The 7,041-nt window shown below is 74.2% G+C and carries 7 protein-coding genes; 5 read left to right on the forward strand and 2 right to left on the reverse strand.

Annotated features, from left to right (window positions below; genetic code table 11):
* Positions 1–3 precede the first annotated feature (3 nt).
* The 5 genes from LQ327_RS29955 (at position 4) to LQ327_RS29975 (ending at position 5,893) form a co-directional block, all read left to right on the forward strand.
* The gene (locus LQ327_RS29955) at positions 4–1,215 is read left to right on the forward strand and encodes an isochorismate synthase (RefSeq protein WP_230739753.1); all 1,212 of its coding nucleotides are present in this window, start codon (positions 4–6) and stop codon (positions 1,213–1,215) included.
* A complete protein-coding gene (locus tag LQ327_RS29960) occupies positions 1,212–2,873 on the forward strand; it encodes a (2,3-dihydroxybenzoyl)adenylate synthase (protein WP_230739754.1) in 1,662 nt (553 codons plus the stop codon). Before LQ327_RS29955 ends, LQ327_RS29960 begins: the two co-directional genes overlap by 4 nt.
* Positions 2,873–3,538 (forward strand): isochorismatase family protein, encoded by a 666-nt coding sequence (locus tag LQ327_RS29965; RefSeq protein WP_230739755.1) that lies wholly within the window; start codon positions 2,873–2,875, stop codon positions 3,536–3,538. Before LQ327_RS29960 ends, LQ327_RS29965 begins: the two co-directional genes overlap by 1 nt.
* A 92-nt stretch (positions 3,539–3,630) precedes the next feature.
* Positions 3,631–5,076 (forward strand): cupin domain-containing protein, encoded by a 1,446-nt coding sequence (locus tag LQ327_RS29970; RefSeq protein ID WP_230739756.1) that lies wholly within the window; start codon positions 3,631–3,633, stop codon positions 5,074–5,076.
* A gap of 31 nt (positions 5,077–5,107) precedes the next feature.
* Entirely contained in the window at positions 5,108–5,893 is a 786-nt protein-coding gene (locus LQ327_RS29975) for a YqcI/YcgG family protein (RefSeq protein WP_230739758.1), read from the forward strand.
* A gap of 7 nt (positions 5,894–5,900) precedes the next feature.
* Here LQ327_RS29975 and LQ327_RS29980 read toward each other — a convergent pair whose 3' ends face one another.
* On the reverse strand, positions 5,901–6,677 hold the full coding sequence (locus LQ327_RS29980) for an SDR family NAD(P)-dependent oxidoreductase (RefSeq protein ID WP_230739760.1): 777 nt from the start codon (positions 6,675–6,677) through the stop codon (positions 5,901–5,903).
* A gap of 83 nt (positions 6,678–6,760) precedes the next feature.
* Entirely contained in the window at positions 6,761–6,904 is a 144-nt protein-coding gene (locus LQ327_RS29985) for a hypothetical protein (RefSeq protein WP_230739762.1), read from the reverse strand.
* Positions 6,905–7,041 lie beyond the last annotated feature (137 nt).

Raw genomic sequence — 7,041 nt, forward strand, 5'->3', positions numbered from 1 at the left:
CGCGTGAGTCCAGCCAGCGGTCCCGGCCTCGTCGGCACGGTCCCCGACGACGACACCCTCATCTCGGACTACCGGCCCGGGACGACCCTGCTCGCCGGTCCCTGTCGCACCGTCCTCACCGAGGGAACCCGGGCGGTGCTGACCGATCCGGCCGGCGACGGCGGGCTCCCGGCCCGGGTGCACGCCCTGCTGCGCGCGCAGGACGGGCCGCTCATCGTCGGCGCGGTGCCCTTCGAGGACTCGGAGCGGACCATGCTCCGGGTCCCCGAGCACGTGCGGTGGGCGCCGGCCCGCACGGCGGCCCCGACCGGTGCTGGACGCGGCGCCCCGATGCCGGCCCCGGCCCGGGTGCGTGCCCTGCCGAAGCCCGCGCGCTACCGCGCGATGGTCCGCGACGCGCTGGCCGCGATCGACGGCGGCGCGATCGACAAGGTGGTGCTCGCCCGTTCGCTCGCGGTGGAGTACGACGACGACATCGACCCGGTCCGGGTGCTGGACGCGCTGCACCGCGGCGACCCGACGGGCTACCTGTTCGCCGTCGACCTCGAGCCCGACGCCGACACGGCCGGCCTCGCTCCCCGCACCCTCGCCGGGGCCAGCCCCGAACTGCTGGTCTCCCGCGACGGCGACCGCGTGACCGCGAACCCGCTGGCCGGCACCGCGCCGCGCCACCCCGACCCGGACACCGACGCCCAGGTCGCGCGCACCCTGCTCGTCTCCCCGAAGGACCGCCACGAGCACGCCCTGGTGGTCGACGCCGTCGCCCGGGCACTCGAGCCGTTCTGCTCGCACCTCGACGTCCCCGCCGAGCCCGAGCTGACGTCCACCTCGCGGCTCTGGCACCTCTCGACGCACGTCACCGGCACCCTGGCCGACCCCGACGATCCCGAGTCGTCCGCCCTGGGGCTCGGGCTCGCCCTGCACCCCACGCCCGCGGTCTGCGGGGCCCCGCGCGCCGCGGCCCACGACCTGATCTCCCGCATCGAGCCGACCGCCCGCGGGTTCTACGCCGGGCTCCTGGGCTGGGGTGACCTCGACGGGAACGGCGAGTGGGTCGTCGCGCTGCGCTGCGGCGAGCTCGCCGGGAAGCGCGCCCGCGTGCACGCGGGCGCCGGCATCGTCGCGGGATCCTCACCCGACGCCGAGCTCGCCGAGACCCGCGCCAAGCTCGGGACCATCCTGGCCGCGCTCGGGGTGGACGGGGTCGACCGATGAGCCCGCTGCCCGGGTTCACGCCGTTCCCGCCGGAGCGCGCCCGCCGCTACCGGGAGCTCGGGTACTGGCGGAGCGAGTCGCACGGCGCACTGCTCCGCGCGTCCGCCACGACCTGGCCGGACCGGCTCGCCGTCATCGGGGGTGCGGACCGCTGGACCTACGCCGAGCTCGACGCGCGGGTCGACGCGACGGCCACCGGGCTCGTCGACAACGGCGTGCGTGCCCGCGACCGGGTCGTCGTGGCCCTCCCCAACACCGCCGAGTTCGTCGAAGTGGTGTTCGCGCTCTTCCGGTCCGGCGCGCTGCCGGTGTTCGCGCTGCCCGCGCACCGCGAGACCGAGCTGACCCATTTCGCCGCGCTCGGCGAGGCGGTCGCGGTCGTCGTCGACGGGACCGATCCGGCCGCCGTCGACCGCGCGGTGGCGGTGGCCGACCGGGTGCCGTCGGTGCGGCGGATCGTGCTCACCGGAGCGACCGTCGGATCGTCGGATCCGAGGGTCACGGGGCTGGCCGACCTCCGTGCCGCGCCGCCCCGCCGACTGCCGGAGCCCGACGCCGACGAGGTCGCCTTCCTGCAGCTCTCCGGCGGGAGCACCGGCATCCCGAAGCTCATCCCGCGCACCCACGACGACTACCTCTACAGCGTCCGCGAGAGCGCCCGGATCTGCGGGCTGGGGCCGGACACCGTCCAGCTCGTCGTCCTGCCCGTCGCGCACAACTTCCCGATGTCCTCGCCGGGCATCCTCGGCGCGCTCCACGCCGGCGGCACCGTGGTGCTGGCGCCCGACCCCAGCCCGACGACCTGCTTCCCGCTGATCGAGGCCGAGCGCGTCACCGACGTCGCGCTCGTCCCGCCGCTGGCGCTCGTCTGGACCGCCGCCGCGGCCTCGGGCACGCGCGACCTCTCGAGCCTGCGGCTGGTGCAGGTCGGCGGCGCGAAGTGCACCCCCGAGCTCGCCGCGCGCATCCCGCAGACGCTCGGCGCCCCGCTCCAGCAGGTCTTCGGCATGGCCGAGGGGCTGGTCAACTACACCCGCCTCGACGATCCCGACGACGTCGTCCGCCTCACCCAGGGACGGCCGATCTCGCCCGACGACGAGGTCCGGGTGGTCGACGACGAGGACCGCGACGTCCCCGACGGCGCCGAGGGCCACCTGCTCACCCGCGGCCCCTACACGATCTGCGGCTACTACCGCGCCGACGAGCACAACGCGCGGGTGTTCACCCCCGACGGCTTCTACCGGACCGGGGACCGCGTCCGCCGCCTCGCCGACGGCAACCTCGTGGTGGAGGGCCGGGCGAAGGACCAGATCAACCGCGGCGGGGACAAGATCGCCGCGGAGGAGATCGAGGACCACCTCATCGCCCACCCGCGCGTGCACGACGCCGCGGTCGTCGCGGTCCACGACGCGTTCCTCGGCGAGCGCAGCTGCGCGGTCGTCGTGCTGCGCGGCACGGAGGACCCGGCTCCCAGCGCCGCCGACCTGCGCGCGTTCGTGCGCGGCCGCGGCGTCGCCGACTTCAAGGTCCCCGACCGCGTCGAGTTCGTCGACGCGCTGCCCGCCACCGGGGTCGGCAAGACCCATCGCTCCGACCTGCGCGCGGCCGTCGCCGGCTGGTTCCGCGCCCCCGCCGTCGACCACGCCGAGGTGATCTGATGCCCCTGCCCGTCATCGACTCCTACCCGATGCCCGGCGAGACCGACCTCCCCGAACCCCGGGTGCCCTGGTCGGTCGACCCGGACCGGGCAGTGCTGCTGATCCACGACATGCAGCACCACTTCCTGCGGGCCTACGCGGCGGCGCGCCCGCTGGTCGCCGACCTCGTCGGCAACATCGCGCGGATCCGCGACGCGTGCCACGAGGCCGGGGTGCCGGTCGTCTACAGCGCCCAGCCGGAGAACCAGAGCCCCACCCAGCGCGGCCTGCAGCTCGAGATGTGGGGCCACGGCATCGCCGCGGGCGACGGCGGCATCGTCGAGTCCCTGGCGCCCACGGCCGACGACCGCTTCATGACCAAGTGGCGCTACAGCGCCTTCCTGCACACCGAGCTGGGCGACCTGCTCGGCGCCTGGGGCCGCGACCAGCTGGTGGTCACCGGGATCTACGCCCACATCGGCTGTCAGACGACGGCCACCGAGGCCTTCATGCGCGACGTCCAGGCGTTCCTGGTAGCCGACGCGGTCGCCGACTTCTCGCTCGAGGACCACCTCATGGCCGTGCGCTACGTCGCGCGCCGCGCCGGGGTGGCCACGACGACGGCCCGCGTGGTGGGCGCGCTCGACCGCACCGCCTCCCGGGCGGTCGTCCCCGACGCCGTCTGACCCGGGCGCACAACCGCACCGATCACCCGGAGCCGGGCCCCGCCCGATGCTCCGCGTCCCTGCACGCCCTCGACCGATCCCTGGAGTCCGCCGTGCCCGCACCGATCCCCGATCCCGCCGACGTCACCGCCTTCACCGACCTCGCCGCCGTGCTCGGCACCGGGGACCCCAACGACGTCGTGAAGGCCTTCGCCGCCAACCAGGCCTTCCGCGCGGCCGAGTGGGAGGAGCTGACCACCGAGGACGACCCGTACCGCCGCCCGGTGCGCCCCGACGACCTCGAGTGGCTGGACTACGACAAGCCGCTGCCGGCCGAGAAGGCGCTCAAGCTCTCCGCGCTGCTCGGGCACCGGATGCTGCGCAACGTCTACGACGCCGACCGGCACTTCCTGCCGGCCGTGTCGTCGGAGGCGAGCCGGAACGACGCCGCCGACTTCTACTCGACCCGCAACCGCGTGCTCGGCGCGCTGGCCCGCCCGGTGCTCGAGCGCCACCTGTTCGCGCCGCTCGCCGAGCTGGCGACCCCGACCGGGACGGGCGTCGACGCCGCCCGCGCCGAGGTGCTCGCCGAGTACGAGCGCCGCTCCGCCGAGCCCGGGGCCGCGTTCGAGGCCGCGCGGGCGACGAAGCACCGCGCCGAGTCCGCGAACTTCGTGCTGCTGCAGATCGCCGCGTACCGCCCGGCCGCGGCCGGCGCGTGGGGCGGGCTCGCGCTGGGCGAGTACGACGAGGCCCACCCGGGCCTGCGCCGGATCGCGGTGGAGCGGTACCGCCGGTGGGTCGAGCAGGCCCCCGCGTGGCGCTCGCTGCTCGCGACCGCCGACCTGCGCCCCGGCGCCGCCGCGTACTGGCAGCTCTGGCTCGGGTCGTCGCTCGGGCGCGGCAACCACCTCCAGCACCTCTCGCGGGCCCCGGAGCACCAGGTGGCCGCGCTCGGCGCGCTGGTCCACGAACTGCTCGACCAGGCCGTCACGGACGCCCCGCTGTCCGCCGTGCTGGCCGAGGGTCTCGGCGCCGACCTCGCCCCCGGCGCCGACCCGTTCGCCGTCGCCGACGTGGACGGCGCCGCCCTCGGGCGCCTCGTCGAGGAGATCCTGACGCCGCTGCAGGCCGCATTCGGCGACGTCGTGGTCGACGACTTCCGGGCCGGTTTCGCGCAGGCGCGGTGGTTCGCCGGGCTCTGGGATCGCGACCTCGCCGACCAGGTGAGCTGGGCGGACCGGATCGAGGAATACCAGGAGAAGGCCGAGAAGATCGACCAGCACCTCTCCAACGAGAACATCGAGGTCGATCTCGACACGTTCGTCGAGTCCAACGAGGAGACCTCGACGACGCACGTCCACAACGAGCACCGGCTCGTGATGATCGAGCGCGGCCAGATGCACTTCTGGAACAACACCACACACAAGATCGAGCTGAACGAGGGCGACAAGCTCCTCATCCCGGTGTCACGGCTGCACGGCTCGACCGTGCTGTCCGGTGAGTGCACCTATCACCAGCCGATCATCCCGGACGAGATGCTCGCGCAGTTCCTCTGACCCGCACCCACGGTTCGAAGAGGAGCCAGCGATGAGCACTGCACAGCCGGAGCGGCCCGACGATCCCGACCGACGCGGGGGCCCGTGCCCGGGGACGTCGTCGGACACCGTCCGCGACATGGTGATCGGCGAGTTGCCCGCGTGGGGCGAGCCGCTGCTCGCGGACATGATCGGGACGCTGCTCTCGTCCGACGAGCCCTTCCCCTGCACGTTCGCGGTGTCCGCGGCCCGCAAGCAGACGTTGCGGCTCGCCTTCCTCGACGACCCCGACGACGCGGCCGCGTGCGACCGGCTCCGGGACGTCCTGCGGCACTACCTCGACGGGTACGAGCACCTGTCGAAGGACACGTCGCTGGTCGTGATCTTCCGGCCGGAGGAGAGCGACCGCACGCTGGCCGAGTACAGCGCCCTGTTCTGGTCGATCCTGCAGCGCCTGCACGACACCGACCCCGAGCGCTGGCCCGCCGACGTCCCCGCCGACCCGGAGGACCCGTGGTGGGAGTTCTCCTTCGGCGGGACGTCGATCTTCGTCGTCTGCAACACCCCCGCCCACAAGGAACGCCTCTCGCGGCACAGCCCGTCGTTCACGATCACCTTCCAGCCGCGCTGGGTCTTCGACGGCATCGGCCCCGAGACCCGTCAGGGGCAGGCCGCGCGGAAGGTGATCCGGCGTCGGTTGGCGCGCTACGACGACGTTCCGGCGTCGGAGCACCTCGGCGACTACGGCTCGCCCGACAACCGCGAGTGGCGGCAGTACTTCCTGCACGACCGCGATGACGACACGGGGCCGCGCTGTCCGTTCCGGCCCCGGGAGTGACGCCGCCTCAGGCGCGGTAGCGCGCCGCGAGCCGGGGGCTCTGGCCGCCGAAGGCCGCGAGGTCGGCGGAGGACACCGCGTCGAGGAGGGCGGTGTCCTCGACGCCGGGTGCGCAGACGACCTCGCCGAGCTCGAGCCCCCGCAGGCCCGCCGTGACGACGTCGTCGGCGCTCATCCGCGGCACCGCGCTCAGGTCCACGCCCTGGCGCTGGTGGAACTCGGTGGCGACGACTCCCGGGCAGAGCACCTGGATCTTCACCCCGGTGTCCTCGAGCTCCGCGGCGAGCAGCTGCGAGAACGCGACGAGGTGGGCGAGCGCGCCGCCGTAGACCGCGCGGCGGGGCATCACCGACGCCGCGGCCGGGCCGCTGAAGGCGATCATGCCGGCGACGTTGACGATCGCCCCGCTCCCGCGCTCGATCATGCCGCCGACCGCGGCGCGGGAGAGCATCGTCGGGGCGACGACCTTGACGCCCAGCAGCTCGCGGGCCTTGTCCACCGGCAGGTCGGCGAGCGGCATGTAGTGCGCGACGCCGGCGTTGTTGACCAGCAGATCCAGCGGCCGGTTCGCGACGACGTCGGCGACCTGTCCGACGCCGTCGTCGGTCGCCAGATCCGCGGCGACCGTCTCGACCGCGCGCTCCGGGTGCTCGGCGACGAACGCGTCGAGTCGCTCCGTGTTGCGGCCGACCAGCACGAGGTCGTGGCCGTCGGCGGCCAGGCGTTCGGCGAAGGCCTTCCCGATGCCGGAGGTGGCGCCGGTGATCAGGGCGAGGGGGCTCACGTCGGGTCGTGTCCTTCCGGTCGGGTGGCGTCGAGCCTGCCCGCTCCGGAACCGCGGTGCGGGGGTCCCGTCAGGACCCCCGATCATCGGGTGAGCCGCGCGAGCCGCTCGGCGTCGTCGCTGCCCGCGACGGCGTAGTGGACGACGAGCATCGCGCCGTGGGTCCCGGTGATCGGATAGTTGCCGCGGCGCAGGGTCAACGGCCCGGCCGGGCGGCCTCTAGCCAACGTCGCAACATTGCTGGTCGGGGGAGGCTAGCAACGCCTCGAATAGCGCGGCTGGTGTGTGGTCGGCCAGGACCAGTCGGGGGCGGGCGTTGATCTCGTCCTCGACCGCGCGCAGATGTTCGGGTCCGTGGACGCTG

Origin of the sequence: Actinomycetospora endophytica, from assembly GCF_021026375.1 — a bacterium.
Taxonomy (GTDB): domain Bacteria; phylum Actinomycetota; class Actinomycetes; order Mycobacteriales; family Pseudonocardiaceae; genus Actinomycetospora; species Actinomycetospora endophytica.

What these genes read in the sequence shown, in the direction of transcription:
- LQ327_RS29960 (WP_230739754.1), top strand. Translation starts at nt 1,212, where the DNA reads ATGAGCCCGCTGCCCGGGTTCACGCCGTTCCCGCCGGAGCGCGCCCGC.
- LQ327_RS29965 (WP_230739755.1), top strand. Translation starts at nt 2,873, where the DNA reads ATGCCCCTGCCCGTCATCGACTCCTACCCGATGCCCGGCGAGACCGAC.
- LQ327_RS29975 (WP_230739758.1), top strand. Translation starts at nt 5,108, where the DNA reads ATGAGCACTGCACAGCCGGAGCGGCCCGACGATCCCGACCGACGCGGG.